Genomic DNA, 22,410 nt, shown 5'->3' with positions numbered 1-22,410 from the left:
CGCCGGGATTGTCCCGCCGCCCGTTCGTCGCGCCGAGGATCGGGCTCGGTCGTGTGTCGTCCCGTCAGCGGCGCAGCAGACGTTCGGCGAGCACGAGCTGCAGCCGCGCCCGCCCTGTCGTCGTGCGCACGCTCCAGCCGAGCACCCGCTCGGCCTGGTCGAGGCGGTCCTGCAGGGTCGAATGGTGCACGTACAGCTCCGAGGCCGCCGCGCGCACCGACGCGCTCGCCACCAGCGCGGTCGACGTCCGGAGGAGGTGAGGGACCTCCTGCACGGCCTCGAGCAGCGCGCGCAGGTCGGCGGTCGGGGGTGCCCCGGCGTCCACCGCCGCGACCAGCAGGACCAGCGCCCCGAGGTCGTCGGCGTGCACGACGCGGGGCCCGGGATCCGCAGCGGTGCCGTCGGCCGTGAAGCGGAGCGCCACCCGCGCCTCGTGCGCCGACCGGGACAGCTCGGCGGCCGGCACCGTCGGCCCGACCCCGCGCCTGCCCTCGCCCGGAACGGTGCGCGTCCCGCGGTCGACCATGACGTCGCCGTCGGCGAGCGCGACGACGCGCGCCCCGTCGGTCGCGGCGAGACCCAGCTCGCGCAGGGCGCGCTCCCGCTCCTGCGGTTCCGCCGCGGGATCGACGGCGAGCTCGACGACGGCACAGTCCGGCCGGCGCGCGGGCACGCCGCCGCGGACGCGGGCGATGACCAGGTCGACGGTGATGGCGGCCCGCTCGAGCACCATGCCGTCGAGCTGGCCCGTCGGGCGGTCGGTCTCCAGCCGCAGCACGGCCCCGCAGACGGCGATCGAGGGCCAGCGCGGGTCCGGCGGGCCGTCGGGAGTCGTCCGGACCCCGGCGGCGTCCACCCTGATCGCGATCCGGCGGGCCGGGTCGTCGAGCCGGGCGGGCACGCCGGAGAGCACGGCAGCGCCGCGCACCACCTGCTCCAGGCCCGCGCGCGACTGCGCGAGCCGGTCGAAGTAGGCGATGACGTCGAGGGCCGCGCCCGCCGGCGTGTCGAGCGCCGCCAGTCGGCGCGACAGGTTCTGCATCCACCACTCCCGCAGGTCAGTCGCCCAGCAGCCGGCGTAGCCAGTGCAACCGGGCCGCCCGGGCCCGCTGCGACAGGTCGGCTTGCGGGGCGAGGAAGTCGAAGGCGTGGAAGGCGCCCGGCCACACGTGCAGCTCGGCGTCGCCGCCCGCCGCCCACAGCCGCTGCGCGTAGTCGACGATCTCGTCCCGGAAGGTCTCGGCCGATCCCGCGTCGAGGAACGCCGGCGGGAGCCCGGTGAGGTCCGTCGCGCGAGCGGGCGCCGCGTAGGGCGACACCTCGGCGGCGCCGCCGAGCCAGGCGGCCCAGCCCGTCTCGTTGGACACCCGGTCCCAGACGCCGAGCCCGTGCATCTGCCGGGCCGAGACCGACTCGTTGCGGTCGTCGAGCATCGGGTACATCAGCAGCTGGCCGGTGACCGAGACCTCCCCGCGGTCCCGCGCCAGCAATGCCAGGGCCGCGGCGAGGCTGCCGCCCGCGCTGCCCCCGGTCAGCACGATCCGCCCGTCGCCGCCGACGGCCGCCGGATCCGACGCGAGCCACCGCAGACCCGCGTAGGCGTCCTCGGTCCCGGCGGGGAACGGGTGCTCGGGGGCGAGCCGGTAGCCCACGGACACGACCACCAGGTCGAGCTCGCGCACGAAGTCCAGCACCGGGTCCAGGCCGTAACGGTTGTTGCCCATGATCAGGCCGCCGCCGTGGGTGTGGTAGACGACCGGCCGCGGGTCCGTCCGGCCGCGCGGGCGGACGACGAGCAGCTCCAGCTCGGGACCGTCCTCGGCGCCGGGGACGGTCCGCTCCTCCACCCGCAGGGTCGCGTCCGTGGCGAGCTCCGTCACCGTCGGGACGGTCTCGGCGAGGTTCGCCCGCTCGACGGCCAGCTGGTCGAGGGTGATGCCGGTGGCGATCGAGGACTGTCCCGTCGCCGCCAGCGCGGCGGCGAGCTCGGGATCGAACGGCGGGGGTGCAAGGGTCATCGTCTGCTCCGGGAAGGGGGACGGGCCGGGTGTGTCCACCGTGCTCGGTCGCGCTGTCCCGTGACACCCCGCCGACGGTCGGGTCCGGGCCGCCACCCGGCGGATCCCGGTTGTGGACCGTCGGCACCTCGACCGCTGGTTCGTACGCTCGGGGAGTCCCCTGCCTCCACCCGACCCGGAGAGTCCCGCATGACCCACCCACCCCTGCCGCCGCTGATCCGGGCGACCGATCTCGCCGACGTCCTCGGCCGCGACGGCCTCCGGGTCCTCGACGCCTCCACCGGTCTGGCACTCGGCCCGGAGGGCGCCGGATACGTCGCCACACCGTTGCTCGACGCCTACCGCCGCGCCCACATTCCCGCGGCGGTGTTCGCCGATGTCCGCAACGGGCTGTCCGATCCGGACGCGCCGCTCGACTTCACCCTGCCCGGGCCCGGTCGCTTCGCGGCGCAGATCGGTGCGCTCGGTGTCGGTGACGGTGACGACGTCGTGGTCTACGACAGCGGGGGCGCCTGGGCCACCCGGGTGTGGTGGCTGCTGCGCCTGCACGGGCACGACCGGGTCTCGGTGCTCGACGGCGGCCTGCGCGCGTGGCAGGCGGCCGGGATGCCCACCGAGGCCGGCGAGGTCACCCCGCGGCCCGCGACGTTCACCGCCCGTCCCCGGCCCGAGCTGCTCGCTGACGTCGACGAGGTGGCGGCCCTGTCGGCGAGCGGGGGCTGCCTGGTCAACGCACTCGATCCCGCAACCTTCCGCGGCGAGCAGCCGGTGAACCCCTACCCCCGGCGCGGGCGCATCCCCGGCAGCACGAACCTGCCGTTCGACGGTCTTCTCGACGCGGCGACCGGCCGGTTCCGCCCGGTCGCCGAGCTGACGCGGCTGCTGCGGGCCGCCGGGCTCCTCGACGGCGGGCGCGCGGTCACCTACTGCGGCGGCGGGATCGCCGCGACCGTGCCGGCCTTCGCCGCGTTCCTCGTCGACGGCACGGAGGTGGCGGTGTTCGACGGCTCGCTGACCGAGTGGACGGGCGACCCCGACCGGCCCGTCGAGGTCGGCTGACCGCCGCCGGCTCCTTCGTCCGGTCCACGCGGCCCACCACGGCGGATCGGAGCCGCCGATGAGTTCCGGGCCTCGGCGGCGTCTGCTCCTCGACGACTCGACGAAGGAGACGGCAGTGGGCGGGATCAGGGTGTTGGTGGCGGGAGCGAGCATCGCGGGGCCCGCACTGGCCCATTGGCTGCGCCGGCGTGGCGCCGAGGTCACCGTCGTGGAACGGGCGCCCGGGCTGCGTCCCGGTGGGCAGGCGGTGGACGCCCGCGGGGTGGCCAAGGAGGTCATCCGGCGGATGGGGCTGGACGCGGCGGTGCGCGCGGCCTGTACCGACACCGCCGGCGCGTACACGGTCGACGCCGACGGCACCGTCGTGGAGACCTTCCGCGCGGACGACCACGACGGCGACGGGTACATCGCGGAGATCGAGATCCTGCGCGGCGACCTGTCCCAGGTGCTCCACGACGACACCCGCGACGGTGTCGAGTACCTCTTCGGCGATCGGATCACCGAGCTCGCGCAGGACGCCGACGGGGTCGACGTCACCTTCGCCGGCGGCGGCACGCGACGCTTCGACCTGGTGATCGGCGCCGACGGGCTGCACTCGGGCCTGCGGGCGATGGTCTTCGGGCCGCGGGAGCGGTTCGTCCGCCACCTCGGACTCGTGCTGGCCTTCTACACCGTGCCCAACGAGTTCGGGCTGGACCGCTGGCTGATCGACCACCAGGACCAGGAGTCCGGCCGCTCGGCCGGGCTGCGGCCGGTCCGGGACGCCACCCGGGCGATCGCCATGCTGTCGTTCCCCGCGGCGGACTTCGACGTCGACCACAGCGATGTCGAGGCCCAGAAGCGCCTGTTGCGTGAGCGGATGGCCGGCCTCGGGTGGCAGACCCGGCGGATCCTCGACCACCTCGACGACGCCCCGGACTTCTACCTCGACCAGGTCGCGCAGGTCGTGATGGACCGCTGGTCGAGCGGACGGGTGGGGCTGCTCGGGGACGCGGCGTTCTGCTCGTCGCCGATGTCGGGGCAGGGCACCGGGCTCGCCCTGGTCGGCGCATACCTGCTGGCCGGGGAGCTGGCCGCGGCGGGCTGGGACCCGGAGCCCGCGTTCGCAGCCTACGAGGAGCGGATGCGCCCGTTCGTCGAGGCCAACCAGGAGATCGGCCGGATGCACGTGAGCAGCCTCCAGGCCCACGGGCCCGACGCGGAACCGGCCCCGGAACCGGACATGGACGCTCTCATGGAGCTGGTCGACCGCGCGATCAACGGCATCGAGCTGCCCGATTACGCCGGGGTGCCCGACGCCGGGGTCCGGGCCTGGGCGGCCGCCGGCTCGTAGGCCCCTGTGAGTGGCGCGGCGGCGGGCGCACGAGTCCTCGGAGGGATGAAAGGGAGGCTTGTCGGGTAGTGATTCCGGGCCGGGCGCCACGTCGGCCGACACGGCGAGCCCGAGGGATCGACGAACGGAGACGACATGCCGGCGAAGCGCCGCTCCCGGGAGGACTACGCACAGGGGCTCCCGGGGTACCACGACCCGACGGCCGGTGTCGGCGGTTCCTCCCCGGCGCGCAGCGCGCTGACCCTGCGTGCGGTGCTCGCGGTCTTCGGACTCGTGGTGTGCGGCGCGGGGGCCTGGTTGTCCTGGCAGGTCGGTATGGCGTGGCTCGCGATCGTCCTGGTCGTGGTCGCCGTCGTGGCGCTGCTCGATCTGGCCTGGGTGCTGTACCGCAAGGGTCGCGGCGAGCCCGGGTGACCCGTCGGGATCCGGCAGAGCGTGCGGTCCGCGGGTTCCGCCGACGACGCGCCGGGCCGGTGGTCGCTGTCCGAGTGCAGGGTCGGCCGGAGGAGGACGACGTGGCGGTGTGCGAGGTGTGCGGCAGCGACTACGACACGGCGTTCGAGGTACGCGCCCAAGGCGCGACCCACGTCCTCGACAGCGTCGAGTGCGCGATCCACCGGATGGCCCCGCTCTGCGAGCACTGCGGTTGCCGGGTGATCGGGCACGGGGTGCAGGTGGCGGGACATCTACTGCTGCGCGCACAGTGCCGCGGCGCAGGAGCCCGAGGGCGCCGGGATCGTCGACAACGTCGGCGCCGGCTGATGAGGCGGCCTGCAACCGAGCGACGAGGTGAGCCCGCGCGGCGGCTGGCCGGGGAGTGTGCGGGTCGGCGCGGCCGGCAGGTCCCGGCGCACAGGTCGTACCGGTGCGGGTGGCCCGGCCGGGTCCGCGTCGCCGCGGATCACCGCGCCGCCGGCGTCGGGCCCCGGAAAGGGGACGTGAGCCCGGGGTCGCCGGTGACGGTCGTGCCGGAGCCGAGGCGGATGTCGGCGCCACGGTGCACGACGGTCGGCGTCCGGTTCACGCGGCGCCCGTGATCTCCGGCGGCGGCTACGATCCGCCTGTCTTTTCAAGGGGCCTTTCATCGGGCCGGGACGTGCCGGAGGCGCAGGTGCCAGAGATCGTCGACTTTCAGACCGTCTCGACCGTCGGGGTGGAGTCGTCGCCGGTCGCCGAGGCGTTGGCCGGGCTCAGGGCGAACGAGGCCCGCTACTTCAAGAACAAGTTCGACCACGTCTTCACCGTCGACCCCGCCGACGACGCGGCCGAGACGGTGGCCTGGGTGGCCGACATCCTCGCGCGCGAACGCGACCTCGTCATCGAGTCCCGGCCGCTGCAGGCGTCGGAGTTCGTCGTCGACGGGACCCGCTTCGCGTACGTGTTCTACGAGTCGGGGCTGGTCATCAACGTGATGTACGGGCTCGAGGACGGGGCGAAGCGGGCGGTCGGCTTCAAGCTGTCCGACGGGATGCCCGTTCCCGCCGAGCTCGAGACCCGCTTCAAGTTCGCCCGGCAGAAGTCGAAGCTGGCCGGGACGATCCGTGGCTCCTTCTTCGTGATCAAGGGCCGGTACTGAGGTACTAGCAGCACTGAGCCACGCCTTCCCCGGGTCTGCGTGACCCGGTTGAGTCGTGCCCCGTCGCCGACGTGGACGTCGCGTGCGCACCCGTCGCCGCGGACGTCACGATGTGTGCGTGCTCGGACTGGAGATGGCGGTCGTCCTCGGCGTCGCCCTGGTCGTGTGCGGCGCGCTGGCGCGTCGCTACCCGATCGCGCCGGCGATCCTGCTGGTGCTGGTGGGGGTGCTGATCGGCTTCGCGCCGCACCTGCGCGAGGCCCAGCTGCCGCCGGAGGTCGTGCTGCTGGTGTTCCTGCCGGTGCTGCTGTACTGGGAGAGCCTGACCACGTCGCTGCGCGAGATCCGCAACAACCTGCGGGTCGTGGTGCTCACGAGCACCGTGCTGGTGTTCGCCACGGCCGCGGCGGTGGCGGCCGTGGCGCACGCGATCGGCCTGGCATGGGGAGCGGCGTGGGTGCTCGGTGCGGCGCTCGCGCCGACGGACGCGACCGCGGTCGGGGTCCTGGCGCGGCGGTTACCGCGTCGGATAGTGACGGTGCTACGGGCGGAGAGCCTGGTCAACGACGGCACCGCGCTCGTGATCTACGGGCTCGCGGTGGGGGTCACGATCGGCGAGGAGCACCTGACGACGCTGCACGTGACCGGTCTGCTGATCCTGGCCTACGGCGGAGGGCTGCTCGCCGGGGTGCTGGTGGGGCTGGTGAGCTGGCAGCTGCGCCGCCGGATGGACGACCCGATGCTGGAGAACATCGCGATGCTGGTGACGCCGTTCGCGGCGTTCCTGGCGGCCGAGTCGGTCGACGCGTCCGGGGTCCTGGCGGTCGTCGCGTGCGGGCTGTTCATCAGCCAGGTGACCCCTCGCATCACCAATGCGGTCACCCGGCAGACCTCCGTGCCGTTCTGGACGGTCACGACGACGGTGCTCAGCAGCGCCCTGTTCGTGCTCGTCGGCCTGGAGGCCCACACCGCTGTCCGCGGCCTGTCCAGCGTCTCGCTCCTGCGCGCCCTCGTCGACATCCTGCTGATCACAGCGGTCGTCATCGGGGTGCGCTGGGCGTGGCTCTACACGACGCCGTACATCATCCGGGCGCTCGACCGGCGGCCCGCGCAACGACTGCGCCGGATCGGGGCGCGCCAGCGCACGGTCAGCGGCGTGGCCGGGTTCCGCGGCGCGGTCTCGCTCGCCGCGATCCTCGCGGTGCCGCAGACCCTGGACTCCGGCGCGCCCTTCCCCGACCGCGACCTCATCGTCGTGATCACGTCCGGGGTGATCGTGCTGACCCTGCTGCAGGCGCTGTTGCTGCCGCGCGTGGTGCGGTTCGCCCGGCTCCCACCCGACGACTCCGTCGCCGAGGAGCGGCAGTACGCCGAGATGTACATCACCGACGCGGCGCTCGACTCGATCCCGACGACCGCGTCCGAGTTGGGCATCGACGAGCGTGTCGTGGCACGGGTGCGCGGCGAGATCGAGAAGCGCCGGACGGTGCTCGCGGCCGACGGCACCGAGGACGACCTGGTCGTCCGGCACGACGACCAGTACGCGAGCCTGCATCTGGCGCTCATCGCCCGCAAGCGTGAGGCGCTGCTGGAGCTGCGGGACGAGCAGCGGATCGACGACATCGTGCTGCGGGCGATCCAGGCCCGGCTCGACATCGAGGAGGTCCGGTTCTCCCGGGCCAATCCCGCCGCTGACGAGTAGGGCGGCGAGACGTCGGGCCGACGGCATGGCCTGGAACCAGCCGTGGAGCGCACCAGGGGTAGCGGACCGACCGGCCATCGGCCGACACGCAGCGCGCGCGAGCAGACGACGTGTCGGCCGCTGTGTTCGCTCGGCAGAGTGCGCGGCCGGACAGCGACAGACGGGGGGTGTCTGCGTCGTTCGCAGATACTTTACAACGGAGGTATTGCCAAACGACACTATTCACGTAGGTTGTGCCCCTGAGCAACGTCACGCCGCAGTGGGGAGGGACCGGATGGCACGCCAGCACGCCGTGCCCGGACGGCCCGCTGTCCACGCGTCCGCCGCGGGTCCCCGGAAGCTCGCGTACCGGGGCGATGCACGACCGGGCCACGTTGCACACCGGTGGCGAGCCCGCTCCGGCTCCGCAAGGGGCGACGCTCTCGGCGTGGTGCGGGTGCCCCCGGCACCCGGATCCGGTGGGCTCCGGTGCGGGGTCGCGGGGCCGTCGCCGGTCGACCACGTCGACATTCTCCGCGGTGAGACGGAGTGCGCCGTCCGGCTCACCGCCCCGGGTGTCGGGGGAGTCGGTTCGTCGCACGGGTGCAGGTCGGCCGGGGTCGGGTCGTCGGCAGTCGTCGGCGTTGTTCATCTCCGCGCACGGCATCGATCAGCCGAGAACCCACCACCTGAAGAAGGAGCTTCCCAGATGTCTGACGATCACGGTCATGGCCACGGTCACGGTCACGAGAGTGAGGTGGACTCCGCGCTGGCGCGGGTCGAGGCGCTCAGCAACGAGAAGGTGCATCATGCCGGTGATCACGAGGGGCCGTTCTCGGTTCATGTGTTGGGGCTGGGTCCGTGTGGCGCCGCGGTGATCTCGGAGTTGGCCGGGTCCGGCCTGCCCGGGTTCAGTGCCGTGGCCGTCGATGTCGGCCAGGGAAGCCTGTCCGGCCTCGCCGCCGGTGGGTCGGTGCGGGCGGTGGAGCTGCCGATCCCGTCCCGGGAGGACCTGTCGTCGGCGCTGAACCGTTATCGCGAGTTCCTGAAGATGGAGTATCCGCGCTACTACTGGAATCCCAACTACGAGCCCTGGCTGCCGGGTGACCTGGAGATTCCGGCGAGTGGGGCGGAGATGTCCCGGGCAGTGGCGAAGGCCGTCTACGGGGCCGAGTACTACCAGAACCGCGAGATCACCGAGGCCTTGGACGGTTTCGCCGAGAGTGTGCTGGCGAGCGAGCACACGCCGTTGGTGGTGGTGGCGTTCTCGCTGGCCGAGGCCGTCGGCAGCGGCATCGTCGTCGAGATCGCCCGTCATCTGTCGTCGATCAAGCTCGGACGTCGGCCGTGGGTCGTGGGGATGGGGGTGCTGCCCCAGGAGGTGGACGCGACGTTCTTCCCGGTGATCAACGAGTTGGACTGCATGATCGACACCGAGAAGAACAACGGTGTGATGGCGGTGTGGGGCGATCTGTACAAGAACCCGTTCACGGGGGGCTTCTTCGTCGTGCCCGACGACGGCGTGCACAGTCCGGTCGAGGCGATCGCGTCGTTCTGCAGCGTTCGCGGCGGGCGGGACCTGTACGAGACGTTGAAGGCGTTGAACTGGCTGGCCGTTCCGGGTGACCAGTGGCATCCGGCGATTCGTGGTCAGCAGAGCGATCGTTGGGTCAACGTTCTGGTGACGCGCCCGCTCGAGGAGGTCGACTCGTTGGCGGGCGTCGGGCTGGTCGAGGGTTTCTCGACCGAGTACGCCGAGGCTCGGGTCTTCGGTGGCGGGAAGCGCGCGACTGCCGCGGCCAAGGCCGTGGGAGCGGCGATCGCGGGGGTGGCGACGACTCGGGTCGACCCGGTGGTGGAGACGGTCGCGGCCGACAACGAGTTCGTCGGAGTCGTCCTGCCGCGGGCGTCGAAGCTCGATCTGGAGATGTTCGTGCCGGCGCGTGCGGCCTACGACGCGATCGAGGACTGGGAAGAGCATCTGTTGATGCATTCGTGGCTGCTGGATCTGGGGGTCATGCTGTGTGAGCCTTCCATCCGTTTCGACGGCATGGGTGGGGAATGCATCTGGGGTTGCGCCTGCTGGGTCGTGGTGCCTCATGCGGCTATTCGGGGTGAGACCGTCGTGTCGGTTGTCGACGAGCTCGATCCTGCTGTTGCCGTGTCCGGTTGAGACGGGAGACTGTGATGGTGACGTCGTGGGCCGAGGTCGTGAGGCGTTACGAGAAGGGGGCGCAGCTGCCCTCGATGCCGGGCGCGCGCACCCTCGAGGTGACGGGTGCTGACGACGAGTACATCTATGTGGCACACCGGTTGTGGCAGGACAAGATCACTCGTGGGTACCTCGAGAAGGCGATGCAACTGCTCGAGGAGGGAAAGATGACCAACGACTACGGCGCTGTGGTCGACTACTACCGCACGTATATCGCTGATGAGCGGCCCACGACCGCCGCGACAATTCTCAAGGATCTCGGATACGTCCGCTGACCGATCGGGGCAGGTAACAGGTCGGGAAGTTCCGGCGCTCACCCCGCGAGGGTCGGGCGGCGCTGCTGCACGTCAATTCTCAGGAGGAATCGGTCATGGCACTGTCGATGTACCACAGCGCGACGGGGGCCCAGTCGCCCCACTGCATCCACGCGATCGGGATCGGGAAGACCGGTGCGTACATGGTCGAGGCACTGTTGCGTACCGGTGAGATCGAGGACATGTTGGAGGATCCCCGCGCGCGCTTCACCGGTCTGTCGATCGACATCGGCGACCAGGACCAGCACGAGCTCAAGGAGTACATCGGCGGTTTCGGGCAGCGGTTGACCGCCCGTGGGATCCCGACCGATCGGGCTCAGGTCCGCACCGTCTCACTCGAGGTTCCGGAGAAGAAGGACCTCATGACCAGCTTGAACCGCTGGCGTGAGTTCTTGAAGATGGAGTACCCCCGCTACTACTGGAACCCCAACTACGAGCCGTGGCTGCCTGCCGATCTGGAGCTGCCGAAGGCCGGCGAGTCGATTCCGCGGGCCGTGTCGAAGGCGATCTACGGACACTACTACTACGGCGGGGACAAGCCCCTGGAGCGTGAGCTCGACGATTTCGTGGCGTCGATCAACGCGACACAGCTGCCCTCGATCGTCCTGGTGTTCTTCTCGATGAGTGGTGGCACCGGCAGCGGGATCGTCGTCGACCTGGCCCGCCACCTGTCGAATGTGAAGCTGGGTCGTCGTATTCCCGTCGTCGGTGTTGCGGCGCTCCCGTTCTCCGGGGACGAGGAGCACGCGGGCGGGGCCGCGGCGCTGTTCCCCACCATGAACGAGATCGACTGCATGCTCGACGACGCGAAGAACCAGGGCGTCATGGCCGTGTGGGGCGATCTGTACAAGAACCCGTTCACCGGTGGATTCTTCGCGCTCCCGCAGGAGCACTCCTGGCAACGCCTGGGGTCGTACACGAAGGCGGGCAAGCCCGCCGTCCGTGACCATCTCCGGAAGATGGTGACCCGCAAGTTCATCAACGACTCGTTCACGCGGTTCGTGGTGCAGGACTACGGGCGCCTGCTGTTCAAGATGCTGCGTCCGGCGGGCTTCACCGGTGCCCCGCACGAGCGCAACATCTCCGGCGACCGGACCTGGACGGTGTTCGACGTCGCGAAGTACACCCACCCTGGCGTGGAGGTGCTCCCGGGGGAACCGAAGAGCAAGTGGCGGGATGTGATGGGCAAGTGGATCGGCTACATCCCGAAGTTCTCGGGCCTGCGGGACGGGTTCAAGACCGACTACATCGAGGCGCACACGGTCGCGCCTCGTGAGCTGTGGAACGACACCCTGCAGAAGAAGCTGGAGGCCACACTCGGCGAGTACGTGCTCGACGGTGAGGACGGCACGATCAACACGAGTGTCGGCGAGTTCTTCGACGAGCTGACGGCCTACAGCAACATCGTCATCCCGGGTGTCGCGAAGAGCGACTTCACCGCGTTCTTCGCGGCGCGCGACGCCTACGACGCGATCGAGTCGTGGGAGGAGAAGCTGCTGATGCACTCGTGGATCCTGGACCTCGGGGTGATGCTGTCCGAGCAGTCCATCAGGTTCGACGGCATGGCCGGCGAATGCATCTGGGGCTGTGCGTGCTGGGTGGTGGTCCCGCACGAGGCGATTCGTGGGGATGCGCCGGCCTCGAAGGACCTGACCGAGGTCCAGGCCCAGCACATCGCGATGATGACGACCACGGTCGTACCCACCCCGTAGGGCGGGGTGGCAGAGCCCACGGCCGGCGTCCGTCCCGTACCACCGCGGTACGGGACGGACGGCGGCCGGCCTCTGCCACGTCCCCTCCGCCGGAGGAACTGTGTCGCCGTGCGTCCGCTGGCGGCGATGTCGTCCCCCTGCGGGACCGGTGCTCGACGCAGCGGTTCGGACCCGTGGGAAGGACAGCTGTCCGGGTGCGACGCGTCGCCCGGACAACGGCGGGAGGGCGCCGACGACGCGGCCGACCCGGTCAGGCGATGAGAACGGACGCCGATGACATCCACCACTGAGCTGTACCCCGGCGCCGACGACGACCGCGGCTCCGGGTATCGCGACTGGCTCGCCCGCGTCACCTCGACGTACGAGGCGATCCACTACACCTGCGCCCACCGGCTCAACGAGCCGTCGCTCGCGGGGCAGGTCGCCGTCCAGGTCGTCGCCGGGCTCATCGCCCGGCCCATGGTGTTCCGCTACTTCGGCCTGCCGTACTCCGGGCGCATCGCCACCCTGGCCGAGGGGTACATCGCGGACGCCGAGGCCGGGAACCTGACGCTCGTGGGGGAGTGGCCGCGTCTGTACGCGCGACTGCGTGAGGTGCCCGCCGAGCACCAGGAGGTGTTCGTCGGCGTCTGTGTTGCCGGGGACGACCTCGCCGGGCTGGCCGAACGCCTCGGCTGCGACGAGCGGGAGGCCGCCCCGCGGCGGACGGCGACACTCGAGCTCATGCGCGACCTGGCTTCGGCTTTTCTGCCGGAGTCGTTCCGAGCACACGAGGAGGACTGAGCTCCATGCCTTTGGACTGGGCCACGGTCGAGCGGAGGTACGGCGACGGGGCAAGCATCCCGACCGTCGCCGGTGGCAAGACGCTGCAGATCACCGGGGTCGACGCCGATGGGGTCCACATCCGCAACGCCCTCTGGCGCGACACCCTGCGTCGAGCGGATCTGGAGAAGGCGGTGGCCCTCGTCGAGACCGACCGGATGAGCCGTCACGCCGGGCTGTTCGTCGAGGAGTACCGCACGCTGGTCGCGGACGTCCGGGCGACCTCGGCGGCGCACGTGCTCAAGGACCTCGGCTTCCTGGAGTAACTCCCGATGCGATCGGATCACGGGCTGCGCTACGAGCTCGCCGCAGTGCTGGGCCGACGTCGGACGCTCGTACGCCTGGCGCGGGTCTATCCCTCCGGCGCGACGCTGACCGCTCGCCGCCGGTCGGCCGCCGCGTGAGCCGGGAGGCGAACGCCGAGCAGGCGCGACCACGCGCCTCGGCACCGCCGTGTGCGGAGGACGTGGCTCGGTGTCGACTCGACATCCGGCTTCCCCCCACCCTCGAGGCACGGTTCGAGGCGACGACCGAGGTAGCGGCCGATGCCGGCTGGCGGGCCGCACGGGCCGTCCTCGACGACGACCTCGAAAGGCTCGTCGAGGGCGTGAGGGCGGTGCGGCGCTGCGCGTCGAGTGCGGTCGCCGGGTCGCTCTTCGTGCTCGACTACTCCCGCCGTCTCGGGTGGCCGGTGCTCGACGCCCACCTGAGGCGCGGGGCCTGGCTGGACCCCGGTCGGCACAACGTGCGGCTGTCCCCGAATGCCACAGGTCTGCCCCAGGTCGGGTTCGTGATCGGCCCCGAGCGCGGGTCCCGTCGCGACGTCGGCGAGGTCGTCGATGCCCTCGTCGCCGACCACCTCGCCCATCTCGTCGAGGCGGTGCACCGGGCGACGGGAGTCGGACGGCGCACCCTGTGGGGCAACGTCGCGGTCGCGCTGACCCAGGTCTTCATGGCCTTCTCCTGGGCATCGGACGACCGTGACCGGTTTCTGACGACGGCCCGGCAGGTCGTGGCCGACCGATCCCCGCTGCGCGGAACGGTGCTGCTGGAGTCCGTCGAGCACCGTGACCAGGAATGGATGGTCGTCTGGCGGCGCAGCTGCTGCCTCGCGTTCCGCACGGAGCCCGCTGCGCCTCGGTCGTACTGCGGGACGTGCTGCGTCCTCGAGCACGGCGAGCGGGTCGCGAGCTTCCGTCGCGCGGCGGACCGTTATGTCGAGATCGAACGCAGTCGTTCGTAGTTCGTCGAGCTGCTCGGAGCACCCGGCCACCTCTCGAACCGGGCTCCGGTGCTCGACCGAGGAGAGGAGCAGACATGGTCGAATGGACGGATGTGATGGAGAGGTTCAGCGTGGGGGACTCCCTGCAGCCGTTGATCGGATCGTCGAGGCTGACGGTCGACAGCATCGACGAGAACGAGATCTGCATTCGGCAGCGGCTGTGGCGGGCCTGCGTCACGCGTGCGGAACTGGCGGTCGGCGACGGCATCCTGACCTCGGCACCGGCCGGCACCACCCCGGTCCAGCTCTCCGAGCTCATACGTGACCGCTACGCCTCGGGCACCGACGTCGTCACCGACTGCACCCGCATCCCGAATCTCGTGGCTGTCGTGCTCTACAACATGGGCGTGGTGCCGAACGCAGCTCCGTCATGACGGAGTCCGCCGGGCACGGACACGAACTCCCGGCCGGCCGGACGGCGTCGGCTCCCGGTCATACCTTCTCGGAATCCACGCGACGCTTCTGCTGATCCGGTGTCGATCGTCTGCCGAAGATGCCGTCCGCGGCGGCGAGATGCGCGAGCTCTCCGCGCCGTTTCGCGCCGAACTTACGAATGACGTTCCCGACGTGGAACTTGGCGGTGTTCTCCGAGATGAGGAGCGTCTCGCCGATCTCCTGGTTCGACAGGCCGGCCGCGACGAGGGCCAGCACGTCGATCTCCTTGTCCGTCAGGTTCTCGCCCCGGTCCGCGACGGCCCGCAATCGCTGTCTCGCGTGCCGAGGGCCGGCGGCGCACAGTCGTCCTCCGCGCGAGACGGCGGTGATCGCCTGCCCCAGGCCGGCGGCGTCGGTGTCATTGTTCACGGCTCCCAGCACGCCGAGATCGAACAGGTCGTCCACGTGTGCCTGGGGGAGGATGGGGCTGAGCAATGCGACGACCGCGACCGTCCTGGCGGTGAGCTCCCTGAGTGCTGCTGCCTTGTCGGGACGCCGGGCGGCACAGGGAAGGTCGACGACGACGACGTCGGGGCGCAGTTCGTCGACGAGGCGGATCCCTGTACACAGGTCGGCGGCGTCCGCGACGACCGTGATGTCCCGCATCGTCTCGCACATCCGGTCGAGGCCGTGCCTGACGACCGGTGGGGCCGCGATGTTCACCACGACGATCACGACGATGGACTCCAGGGCGGACGCTCGCGATTTCTCGGGACCGGTCGCGCGGGGCCGTCACCCGGGCGGCGGTCGACGTGGGACGCCAGGGCCGGCGAGGTTCCGGGCCAGGTCCAGCGGCCCGGAACCCCACCCCGTGGCTGCTAGTGCCTCGTCAGGCAACGTTCGGTAGGTAATCGGGCCTGCGGATCCTGGACTCGGGAGCGAAGCGCTTCTTGGGTCGGGCGTGGCGGTTGGCCCAGCGGACGTAGCCGGCGATGGCGGCTTCCTGGGCGGTGTGGGAGGGGTAGTCGCTGCCGTCGAGGGTGAAGTAGCGCAGGGCGGTGAACTCGCTCTCGATCCAGTTCAGCCACGAGGCGTAGGTCGGGGTGAACACGAGCTCGACGTCGTGGTCGTTGCACCAGTCGGCGACTTCGGCCTTGCGGTGTGGGGAGAAGTTGTCGCAGATGATGTGCAGTCGCCCGCGGGGGAACCGGGTGCGGAGCTGGCGAAGGAACGCGAGGAACTCCTGCCAGCGTTTGCGGTCGCGCAGCCGGTAGAACAGCTGCCCGGAGGCCAGGTCGAGTCCGGCGAGCATGTGCCGGACCCCGCCGTAGCGGTTGTAGGTTGCGCGCAGCCGGGCCGGGCCTCGGGTGGGGAACCAGCCACGCCCGGGGCGGGGTTGCAGGTTCAGCGGCCCGAACTCGTCCACGCAGATCACCCTGGCGCCGCTGGTCAGTTGCCCGGCGGCGGAGCGGTCGTAGAGGTCGAGGATCCGGGCCATCTTCTGCGCGAACTGTGGATCGTTGCTGGCCTTCCAGGTCTTCGTGGCCTGCCAGCGCACCCCGGCGGCGCGCAGGACACGTCGGACGGTGTCGGTGCTGATCTCGACCCGGTGCCGCTCGCGCAGATGCTCGACCAGCTTGGACAGGCTCCATGTGGTGAACGGGAGTCCGACCTGCTGTGGAGGGGTCCGGGCGACCCGGCAGATCAACTCGCGGGTGTGGGGGCCGAACTTAGGAGGTCGGCCCCCGCTCCATTTTGGGTCCAGAGCCGCGAACCCCTTGTCGTTGAACGCGTGGATCACCTCCCGCGCGTACTGCGGGGTCGCGGCGAACATCGCTGCGGCCTCGGTTGCGGTGCGGCCTTGGACCGAGGCGAGCACGATCCCTGCCCGGCGCAGCCGGACCCGGTCCCGCGCGGTGCGGGTGATCTTTACCAGTCGTTGCGCCTCGGCCGGATCCAGATCCCGCACGAACACCTCAGGCTGCCGTGCCATCGCCCACCTCCGACGACAGCCTCTCAGCCGATCACCGCAGCCGGGTTACAACGCCAACGTTCTCGATCGAGGCACTAGGACGAGACCGCGCAGGAGCCGCGGTCGGCCCGGACCGGTCCGGACGCGGACGGGCGGATGTCGTGGTCGAAGATCGCGGTGGGCAGGTAGAGCGAGCAGCAGGCGTTGGGGATGTCGACCACGCCGGAGACGCGGCCCTCGATCGGGGCGGCGCCGAGCAGCAGGTAGGCCTGGGGGCCGCTGTAGCCGAACTTCTCCAGGTAGCGGATCGCGTTCATGCAGGCGTTCTCGTAGGCCAGGGTGGCGTCGTTGTAGTGGTTGGTGTCGCTGCCGTGGTCGACGCTGATCCCGATGAAGGTGAGGAACTCCGAGTAGCGGGGCTCGACGTTGCCCGGCATCAGGATCGGGTTGGTCGTGACCCCGTAGGTCGCCATCCCGCCCTTGATCAGGTCGACGTGGAAGTCGATGAAGCCGCCCATCTCGATCGCGCCGCAGAAGGTGATCTCCCCGTCGCCCTGGGAGAAGTGCAGGTCACCGCCGGAGAACAGGGCGCCGGGCACGTGCACGGGGTAGAACACCCGGCTGCCGCGGGTGAAGTTCTTGATGTCGTGGTTGCCGCCGTTCTCCCGGGGCGGGACGGTGCGGGCGCCGTCGCGGCCGATCGCGGCGAGCGCGTCGCCGGTGGCGGTGCCGCCGAGGACGGATTCCTCCAGTGGCGGCAGCGCGAGCGGGGGGACGCGGTCGGGGTCGGTGGCGATCAGGGCGCGTTCGCGGGCGTTCCAGCGGGCCAGCAGCTCCGGTGAGGGGGCGGTGCCGAACAGGCCGGGGTGGGTGATGCCGGTGAACTTCACCCCGGGGATGTGGCGGGAGGTGGCGGCCTGGCCGGAGAAGTCCCAGATGGCCTTGTAGGCGTCGGGGAAGTGGTCGGTGAGGAACCCGCCGCCGTTGGCCTTGGAGAAGATGCCGGTGTAGCCCCAGCCCTGGCCGGGGGCGTCGCCGATCTCCTGGGGGACCGGGCCGAGGTCGAGGATGTCGACGACGAGCAGGTCGCCGGGTTCGGCGCCCTCGATCGCGATCGGCCCGGAGAGCATGTGCGCGCCGGACAGGTCGACGTCGCGGACGTCGTTGGCGGAGTCGTTGTTGCCGATCTGGCCGTCGGTCCATTCGCGGCACTCGACGCGGATCGAGGAGCCGGGCCGGACGGTGACGGCGGGCGGGATGTCGGGATGCCAGCGGTTGTGGCCGGGTACGGCCTGGTCGCGCATGGATCGTGCCTGGTCGACGGTGAACACCACATCGGGCATTGCAACCTCCGGTTTCGGTGTGGGTGTCAGGGGCGCGGCAACCGCGCGTGCCGCGGATCGGTGCTGGTCGGAAAGGCCACGCGGCTACGACCTGGCACCGAGTTCACGACCGCCGGCGCGTCGCTGCTGCGGCCCGACGCATCGAGGGCCCGGCGGAGGGTCGGGTCGAGCTTTCGCAGGCCCGGCGAGCCGAACACACGGCGGCTGTCGCCTGCGCACGTCGGGCAGGGTGCCGGGTCGCCCGCCTCTGCCATCGGGCGGCTCAGGTCGTACTCGCCGCAGTCGGCGCAACGGAACGTGTAGGTCGGCAAGGCCACCTCCTCGTCTTGGATGTCGGATGAAACTGTGTCTGATGACGTGAAGGACCAGCTCGGCGCGGCAGTGACGCCCGTCGCGGGTCAGGCCCGGGGTGGGCGTCCGAGCGAGAGCGGTCGCGCCCCGAGCGCACCTGTCAACGCCGCGAAGAAGACGTAGAGCCCGGCCAGGGCAGCGAGCATGCAGCTGATGCCCGCCAGGACGCGCAGTGCACCGATGTCGCCGAACGTGCCCGTGACGAACGCGAGGAAGACGAAGACGAAGACCAGGTCGGAGAAGAGCAGCACGAGGAAGACCGCCATCGGCAGTCGAAGGCAGGCGAGCACGAGGACGGTCGTCACGACGATCCAGCAGAGGGCGAAGACGCTGAAGGTGTCGGTCAGCGCAGCCCCGGCGGTCGCGGAGTCCGTGCCGGGCGGGTTCGTGCCGTACCAGTTGTGCACGTAGCCGACGTAGACCAGGCAGAAGCTGAAGAAGAACCCGCCGAAGAGGCCGAAGATCGCGGCCACCGGTCCGGCGCCGCCTGCGATGGCCCAGCGAGCCGCGACGAACAGTCCGATCCCGAGGCCGATGAAGATCGGGACGACCGCGCCCGCGGAACCGGTCGGTGCGTACCCCAGAAGGAACAGTCCCAGGGCGAGGACGCCGAGGACGGCACACGGCACACCCAGCAGCACGGGGTTCGTCGTGTCGGGTGCAGCGGCAGCTTCGTCGGCGGCCGCGGCCTGAACGTCGCTGGTCATATGGTTCACCTGTTCTCGGGTGCTGGCCGACGCCGCCGCAGCGGGTCGGCGGGGGACGGGGGTCTCTCTGTCACCACGCAAAGCAACCTACGTGAATATCTTCGTGATGCAATACCTTCGTTGTGAACTAATGTGTCGACGACCGTCTCGTCACCGGGTCCCATCCGCGAGCTGGCGTTCGAGGTGGTCCACCGTGCTCACGGGTGGGTGGCAGACAGCGCCTCGGCACACGTACGCCGTCGCGCGGCCCGTGGGCGTGCCCTTGTCGGCGAGTAGCGGAACGCCGGATTCGTGCGGCCCACCGGCGACGACGACGCTGCCGGTGGGCGCGAGAGAACGTGCGCAGGCCAGCAGCTTGTCGCGCTGCGGATCGTCCTCGGATCCCACGACGGCGACCTGGACCGGTCCGGCGAGAAGGCGTTCGGCCGTGCCCAGCCAATGGCCGGCGAACCGCGGGTGCGCAGCGACGACCTCCCCGACGGCCTCGACCGCGGCCTCGGCGGCCGCTCGGTATCGCGCGGCACGGTCGACGCTGCTCAGTGCCGAGGCCGTCACCAGGGCTCCGGCGAGGGCGGAACTCCCGCTCGGTGTCGCGTTGTCGACGACGTCGCGGGGCCGGTGCAGCAGCGGCTCGCCGTCGTCGGGGGTGTCGAAATACACCCCGATTCGGCCGGGTGCCGTGAAATGTGTCAGTGCGAGGTCGAGCACGCGTGCCGCCGCGTCGAGACGAGCGGGGTCTCCGGTGACCTGGTGGAGGGTGAGCAGTGCCTCCGCGAGCCAGGCGTGGTCCTGCAGGACGGCCGCCGCGCGCCCGACACCTCCCGAACCGGACGAGCGTCGAAGCCGGCCCCGGACCACGTGCTCGTCGAGGAGCAGCGCGGTCGCCGCGGTCGCAGCGGCGATCCAGTCCGCCCTGCCCAGCCATGCGCCCGCCTCCGCGAGGGCCTGGGCGGTCATCCCGTTCCACGCGGTGACGACCGTGTCGTCGCGTGCTGGTTGTGGTCGGGTCCGGCGGACGTCGTGGAGCGTCGCCCTGACCCGTCGCCACCGGTCGGCGTCGTCGGGGTCGGCGGGCAGCTGCAGGGTGGAGCGGCCCCGCCCGACGGTTCCCGCGCTGGTGACCGAGAGCAGGTTCGCCGCCCAGACACCGTCGCGCAGGCCGAGTGCCGCCATCAGCTCGCCCGGTGACCAGACGTAGGTGAGGCCCTCGATGCCGTCGGCGTCCGCGTCCAGGGCGGCGGCGAATCCGCCGTTCGCCGTCCTCATCTCGCGCAGGAGGAACTCGCCGGTCTCCACGGTGACACGGGTCGCCAGGGGCGACCCGGTCACGCGGGCGAGGCGGGCGAAGACCCGCAGCAGTAGCGCGTTGTCGTAGAGCATCTTCTCGAAATGCGGGACGACCCATGCCCGATCGACGCTGTACCGGGCGAACCCACCGCCGAGCTGGTCGTACAACCCGCCGCGGGCCATCCTCTCGCACGTCGTCCCGACGATCTGCAACGAACGCGCGGAGCCGGTCCGTTCGTGGTGGTGGAGCAGGAACTCCAGGCAGAGCGCGGGCGGGAACTTGCGGGCGCCACCGAACCCGCCGTCCACGGTGTCGTGGTCGCGATAGAGGGTCTCCGCGGCGGCGTCGAGAACCGCGGGCCCGACGACGGTGTCGACCCGATCGGCGAGCGCGGCCTCCTCGAGTCGCGTCGCGATCTCACGGGCGGCCTCCCGCACGCGGTGAGGGTCCTGGACCCAGGACCGGGTGACGGCGTCCAGCACCTGGCGAAAGCCGGGGAGCCCCGGCCGGGCGGTGGGTGGATAGTAGGTGCCGCAGTGGAACGGTTCGCGCTCAGGGGTGAGGAAGCAGGTCATCGGCCAGCCCCCGCGCCCGGTCATCGACTGGGTGGCGGACATGTAGATCGCGTCGACGTCGGGCCGTTCCTCCCGATCCACCTTGACGGCGACGAACCGTTCGTTGATCTGGGCCGCTGTAGCCGGGTCGGAGAACGACTCGTGCGCCATGACGTGGCACCAGTGGCAGGCGCCGTAGCCGATCGAGAGGAGGACGGGGACGTCACGACGCCGGGCCTCCTCGAATGCTTCATCGCACCATTCCCACCAGTCCACCGGGTTGTCCGCGTGCTGGCGCAGGTACGGGCTGGTCGCTCCCGCGAGCCGGTTCATGTGCACCCCCGGAGCTCAGGTCGCGAATCGGACACCGCGGCGTGGCACCGGTTGCCGGGATCCACCGCCGGCCCGGCCGGACCGCTCCACCGACGCATGCGTCCGGGACTCGTCGTCCGGGGCCCCGCGCCCGGGGGCGCCGGCGGCTGCGGGAAGCCGATTCCGTGCAACACTGTCATCAGAAGATATTTATGTATGTAGAGTCACGTCAAGGGTCCCGGGCCCGAGACGCGAGGCTCTCGAACCGGGGCAATCCACTCGATCGGCGCAAGTTGGGTGTTGACGCATACAAGTAACTTGCATCAACGCGCTCGCAACAAAGGACGTAGAGACTCGTGACCCCCGAACGGGTGCGCCAGGAGTGGGCCGGAGGAGATCGGATGACCTCAGACGTCCTGGAGATCGCCTTCGTCGTACCCGAGAGTGGTCCGTCCGGCATCTACGGCCCCTCGTGCACCGCGAGCGGCCGGATGGCGGCGGCGGAGATCAATGCGGCCGGTGGAATCCTGGGCCGCGAGGTGCGACTGAGGACCGTCGACGGGGGACGGGCGCCGATCGTGGTCGCCGACGAGGTCACCTCGCTCGTGGAGGACGGTGCGGTCGACGCCGTCTGTGGTTGGCACACGTCGGCGGTGCGCTAGCAGTTGGCGCCGCGGTTGCAGGGCCGGGTCCCGTACGTCTACACCGCGGTCTACGAAGGTGGTGAGCAGACGCCGGGTGTCTTCCTGACCGGCGAGACGCCGACCGACCAGCTGCTACCGGCGGTCCGCTGGATGGCCGACGAGATGGGCATCAAGACCTGGGTGATCGTCGGCAACGACTACGTGTGGCCGCGGGCCTCCGCCCGGGCGGTCCGGACGTACGCGCGCGATCTCGGGATCGAGATACGCGGACAGGCCTTCGTCGCGCTCGGCACCCACGACTTCGGCGGAGTGCTGCGCCGTGTCGAACGCACGCGGGCACAGGGCGTGCTGATGTTCCTGCTGGGATCGGATGCGGTGCGGTTCAACCGGGCCTTCACCGAGATGCGGATGCACGACCACTGCGTTCGGTTCAGCCCGCTCATGGACGAGAACATGCTCATGGCGACGGGGGCGGCCAACACCCACGAGCTCTACTCCGCCGCAGGTTACTTCGAGACGCTCGCCACGGCGTACGGCCTCGACTTCGAGCGTCGTTACGTCGAGCGTTTCGGCCCCCAGGCGCCCGCGCTGACCTCTCCCGGAGAGTCCTGCTACGAGGGGCTCGCGCTGTTCGCGCAGCTCGCGGCGGTGGCCAGGACGACCGAAGTGCCGCGGATCAGCACGGTGGCCGACTCGGTGTCCTACGAGGGGCCGCGCGGCGCGGTCCGCGTCCGGAACCAGCATCTGGTCCAGCGGATATACATGGCCAGGGCCGACGGCCTCCAGTTCGACGTCCTTGCCGAGATCCATGCAGGCGCATAGCTCGTTCCCCGGGTACCGCCGACGCGGCCTCGG

At 70.8% G+C, this 22,410-nt stretch carries 21 protein-coding genes and 2 pseudogenes; 15 read left to right on the top strand and 8 right to left on the bottom strand.

The genetic code is table 11. From position 1 onward, the window contains the following. Positions 1 to 64: 64 nt before the first annotated feature. Together PSED_RS24655 and PSED_RS24650 are read right to left on the bottom strand one after the other, a co-directional pair. On the bottom strand, positions 65 to 1,042 hold the full coding sequence (locus tag PSED_RS24655; RefSeq protein WP_013676951.1) for a helix-turn-helix domain-containing protein: 978 nt from the start codon (positions 1,040 to 1,042) through the stop codon (positions 65 to 67). A gap of 16 nt (positions 1,043 to 1,058) precedes the next feature. Next, a complete protein-coding gene (locus tag PSED_RS24650) occupies positions 1,059 to 2,018 on the bottom strand; it encodes an alpha/beta hydrolase (protein ID WP_013676950.1) in 960 nt (319 codons plus the stop codon). Positions 2,019 to 2,207: 189 nt separating this feature from the next. Here PSED_RS24650 and PSED_RS24645 point away from each other — a divergent pair, with 189 nt between their 5' ends. The 14 genes and pseudogenes from PSED_RS24645 to PSED_RS24585 all read left to right on the top strand — a co-directional run bounded on the left by PSED_RS24645 (position 2,208) and on the right by PSED_RS24585 (position 14,383). Continuing rightward, positions 2,208 to 3,077, top strand: coding sequence for a sulfurtransferase (locus tag PSED_RS24645; protein WP_013676949.1), 870 nt, complete (start codon positions 2,208 to 2,210; stop codon positions 3,075 to 3,077). A 115-nt stretch (positions 3,078 to 3,192) separates the two neighbouring features. Next, complete coding sequence (locus PSED_RS24640; protein WP_013676948.1) at positions 3,193 to 4,410, top strand: FAD-dependent monooxygenase; 1,218 nt, start codon at positions 3,193 to 3,195, stop codon at positions 4,408 to 4,410. A 135-nt stretch (positions 4,411 to 4,545) separates the two neighbouring features. Next, positions 4,546 to 4,824 carry a DUF6343 family protein gene (locus PSED_RS24635; RefSeq protein ID WP_013676947.1) on the top strand — a complete coding sequence of 93 codons (279 nt, stop codon included), beginning with the start codon at positions 4,546 to 4,548 and terminating at the stop codon, positions 4,822 to 4,824. A 101-nt stretch (positions 4,825 to 4,925) separates the two neighbouring features. Beyond that, positions 4,926 to 5,172, top strand: a pseudogene (locus PSED_RS24630) (hypothetical protein). Positions 5,173 to 5,521: 349 nt separating this feature from the next. Beyond that, positions 5,522 to 5,986: a hypothetical protein gene (locus PSED_RS24625; protein WP_013676946.1), complete on the top strand. Its 465-nt coding sequence runs from the start codon at positions 5,522 to 5,524 to the stop codon at positions 5,984 to 5,986. Positions 5,987 to 6,104: 118 nt separating this feature from the next. Further along, positions 6,105 to 7,688, top strand: coding sequence for a Na+/H+ antiporter (locus tag PSED_RS24620; RefSeq protein WP_173400062.1), 1,584 nt, complete (start codon positions 6,105 to 6,107; stop codon positions 7,686 to 7,688). A 736-nt stretch (positions 7,689 to 8,424) separates the two neighbouring features. Next, positions 8,425 to 9,840 (top strand): hypothetical protein, encoded by a 1,416-nt coding sequence (locus PSED_RS24615; protein WP_233899146.1) that lies wholly within the window; start codon positions 8,425 to 8,427, stop codon positions 9,838 to 9,840. Then, complete coding sequence (locus PSED_RS24610) at positions 9,837 to 10,154, top strand: hypothetical protein (protein ID WP_233899144.1); 318 nt, start codon at positions 9,837 to 9,839, stop codon at positions 10,152 to 10,154. Before PSED_RS24615 ends, PSED_RS24610 begins: the two co-directional genes overlap by 4 nt. Positions 10,155 to 10,249: 95 nt before the next feature. Beyond that, positions 10,250 to 11,905, top strand: a complete 1,656-nt coding sequence (locus tag PSED_RS24605) for an FtsZ/tubulin family protein (RefSeq protein WP_013676941.1) — start codon at positions 10,250 to 10,252, stop codon at positions 11,903 to 11,905. A 273-nt stretch (positions 11,906 to 12,178) separates the two neighbouring features. After that, entirely contained in the window at positions 12,179 to 12,688 is a 510-nt protein-coding gene (locus PSED_RS24600; protein WP_013676940.1) for a hypothetical protein, read from the top strand. Positions 12,689 to 12,693: 5 nt separating this feature from the next. Next, positions 12,694 to 12,993, top strand: coding sequence for a hypothetical protein (locus tag PSED_RS24595; protein ID WP_013676939.1), 300 nt, complete (start codon positions 12,694 to 12,696; stop codon positions 12,991 to 12,993). A gap of 6 nt (positions 12,994 to 12,999) precedes the next feature. Further along, entirely contained in the window at positions 13,000 to 13,131 is a 132-nt protein-coding gene (locus PSED_RS35380) for a hypothetical protein (protein WP_013676938.1), read from the top strand. 62 nt (positions 13,132 to 13,193) lie between these two features. Beyond that, the gene (locus PSED_RS24590; protein ID WP_041760000.1) at positions 13,194 to 13,970 is read left to right on the top strand and encodes an IucA/IucC family C-terminal-domain containing protein; all 777 of its coding nucleotides are present in this window, start codon (positions 13,194 to 13,196) and stop codon (positions 13,968 to 13,970) included. Positions 13,971 to 14,044: 74 nt separating this feature from the next. Continuing rightward, entirely contained in the window at positions 14,045 to 14,383 is a 339-nt protein-coding gene (locus PSED_RS24585; protein ID WP_013676936.1) for a hypothetical protein, read from the top strand. Between the two features lie 58 nt (positions 14,384 to 14,441). Here the strand turns inward: PSED_RS24585 and PSED_RS24580 are convergent, their stop codons facing one another. The 6 genes from PSED_RS24580 to PSED_RS24555 form a co-directional block, all read right to left on the bottom strand. Then, positions 14,442 to 15,119 (bottom strand): response regulator transcription factor, encoded by a 678-nt coding sequence (locus tag PSED_RS24580; RefSeq protein WP_013676935.1) that lies wholly within the window; start codon positions 15,117 to 15,119, stop codon positions 14,442 to 14,444. 154 nt (positions 15,120 to 15,273) lie between these two features. Then, positions 15,274 to 16,377, bottom strand: a complete 1,104-nt coding sequence (locus PSED_RS24575) for an IS630 family transposase (protein ID WP_013673569.1) — start codon at positions 16,375 to 16,377, stop codon at positions 15,274 to 15,276. Positions 16,378 to 16,451: 74 nt separating this feature from the next. Beyond that, positions 16,452 to 17,699, bottom strand: coding sequence for a formamidase (gene fmdA / locus PSED_RS24570; RefSeq protein ID WP_013675887.1), 1,248 nt, complete (start codon positions 17,697 to 17,699; stop codon positions 16,452 to 16,454). Between the two features lie 26 nt (positions 17,700 to 17,725). Then, positions 17,726 to 18,016, bottom strand: coding sequence for a zinc ribbon domain-containing protein (locus tag PSED_RS24565; protein ID WP_233899142.1), 291 nt, complete (start codon positions 18,014 to 18,016; stop codon positions 17,726 to 17,728). A gap of 81 nt (positions 18,017 to 18,097) precedes the next feature. Beyond that, entirely contained in the window at positions 18,098 to 18,757 is a 660-nt protein-coding gene (locus PSED_RS24560) for a GPR1/FUN34/YaaH family transporter (RefSeq protein WP_013676933.1), read from the bottom strand. Positions 18,758 to 18,907: 150 nt separating this feature from the next. Next, the gene (locus tag PSED_RS24555; protein WP_013676932.1) at positions 18,908 to 20,932 is read right to left on the bottom strand and encodes a thioredoxin domain-containing protein; all 2,025 of its coding nucleotides are present in this window, start codon (positions 20,930 to 20,932) and stop codon (positions 18,908 to 18,910) included. A 380-nt stretch (positions 20,933 to 21,312) separates the two neighbouring features. Here PSED_RS24555 and PSED_RS24550 point away from each other — a divergent pair. After that, a pseudogene (locus PSED_RS24550) lies at positions 21,313 to 22,377 on the top strand (substrate-binding domain-containing protein). The last annotated feature ends 33 nt before the right edge of the window (positions 22,378 to 22,410 follow it).

Source organism: Pseudonocardia benzenivorans CB1190 (assembly GCF_000196675.2).
In the GTDB taxonomy this organism is placed as follows: domain Bacteria; phylum Actinomycetota; class Actinomycetes; order Mycobacteriales; family Pseudonocardiaceae; genus Pseudonocardia; species Pseudonocardia benzenivorans.
Note: the sequence above shows the minus strand (reverse complement) of the source record. Positions and strands in the feature narration are given on the sequence as shown.

Bases quoted from the DNA above. Each gene is read 5' to 3' on its own strand.
- PSED_RS24655 (WP_013676951.1), bottom strand. From the start codon at position 1,042: ATGCAGAACCTGTCGCGCCGACTGGCGGCGCTCGACACGCCGGCGGGC.
- PSED_RS24650 (WP_013676950.1), bottom strand. From the start codon at position 2,018: ATGACCCTTGCACCCCCGCCGTTCGATCCCGAGCTCGCCGCCGCGCTG.
- PSED_RS24645 (WP_013676949.1), top strand. From the start codon at position 2,208: ATGACCCACCCACCCCTGCCGCCGCTGATCCGGGCGACCGATCTCGCC.
- PSED_RS24635 (WP_013676947.1), top strand. From the start codon at position 4,546: ATGCCGGCGAAGCGCCGCTCCCGGGAGGACTACGCACAGGGGCTCCCG.
- PSED_RS24605 (WP_013676941.1), top strand. From the start codon at position 10,250: ATGGCACTGTCGATGTACCACAGCGCGACGGGGGCCCAGTCGCCCCAC.
- PSED_RS24600 (WP_013676940.1), top strand. From the start codon at position 12,179: ATGACATCCACCACTGAGCTGTACCCCGGCGCCGACGACGACCGCGGC.
- PSED_RS24595 (WP_013676939.1), top strand. From the start codon at position 12,694: ATGCCTTTGGACTGGGCCACGGTCGAGCGGAGGTACGGCGACGGGGCA.
- PSED_RS35380 (WP_013676938.1), top strand. From the start codon at position 13,000: ATGCGATCGGATCACGGGCTGCGCTACGAGCTCGCCGCAGTGCTGGGC.
- PSED_RS24585 (WP_013676936.1), top strand. From the start codon at position 14,045: ATGGTCGAATGGACGGATGTGATGGAGAGGTTCAGCGTGGGGGACTCC.
- PSED_RS24575 (WP_013673569.1), bottom strand. From the start codon at position 16,377: ATGGCACGGCAGCCTGAGGTGTTCGTGCGGGATCTGGATCCGGCCGAG.
- fmdA (WP_013675887.1), bottom strand. From the start codon at position 17,699: ATGCCCGATGTGGTGTTCACCGTCGACCAGGCACGATCCATGCGCGAC.
- PSED_RS24560 (WP_013676933.1), bottom strand. From the start codon at position 18,757: ATGACCAGCGACGTTCAGGCCGCGGCCGCCGACGAAGCTGCCGCTGCA.
- PSED_RS24555 (WP_013676932.1), bottom strand. From the start codon at position 20,932: ATGAACCGGCTCGCGGGAGCGACCAGCCCGTACCTGCGCCAGCACGCG.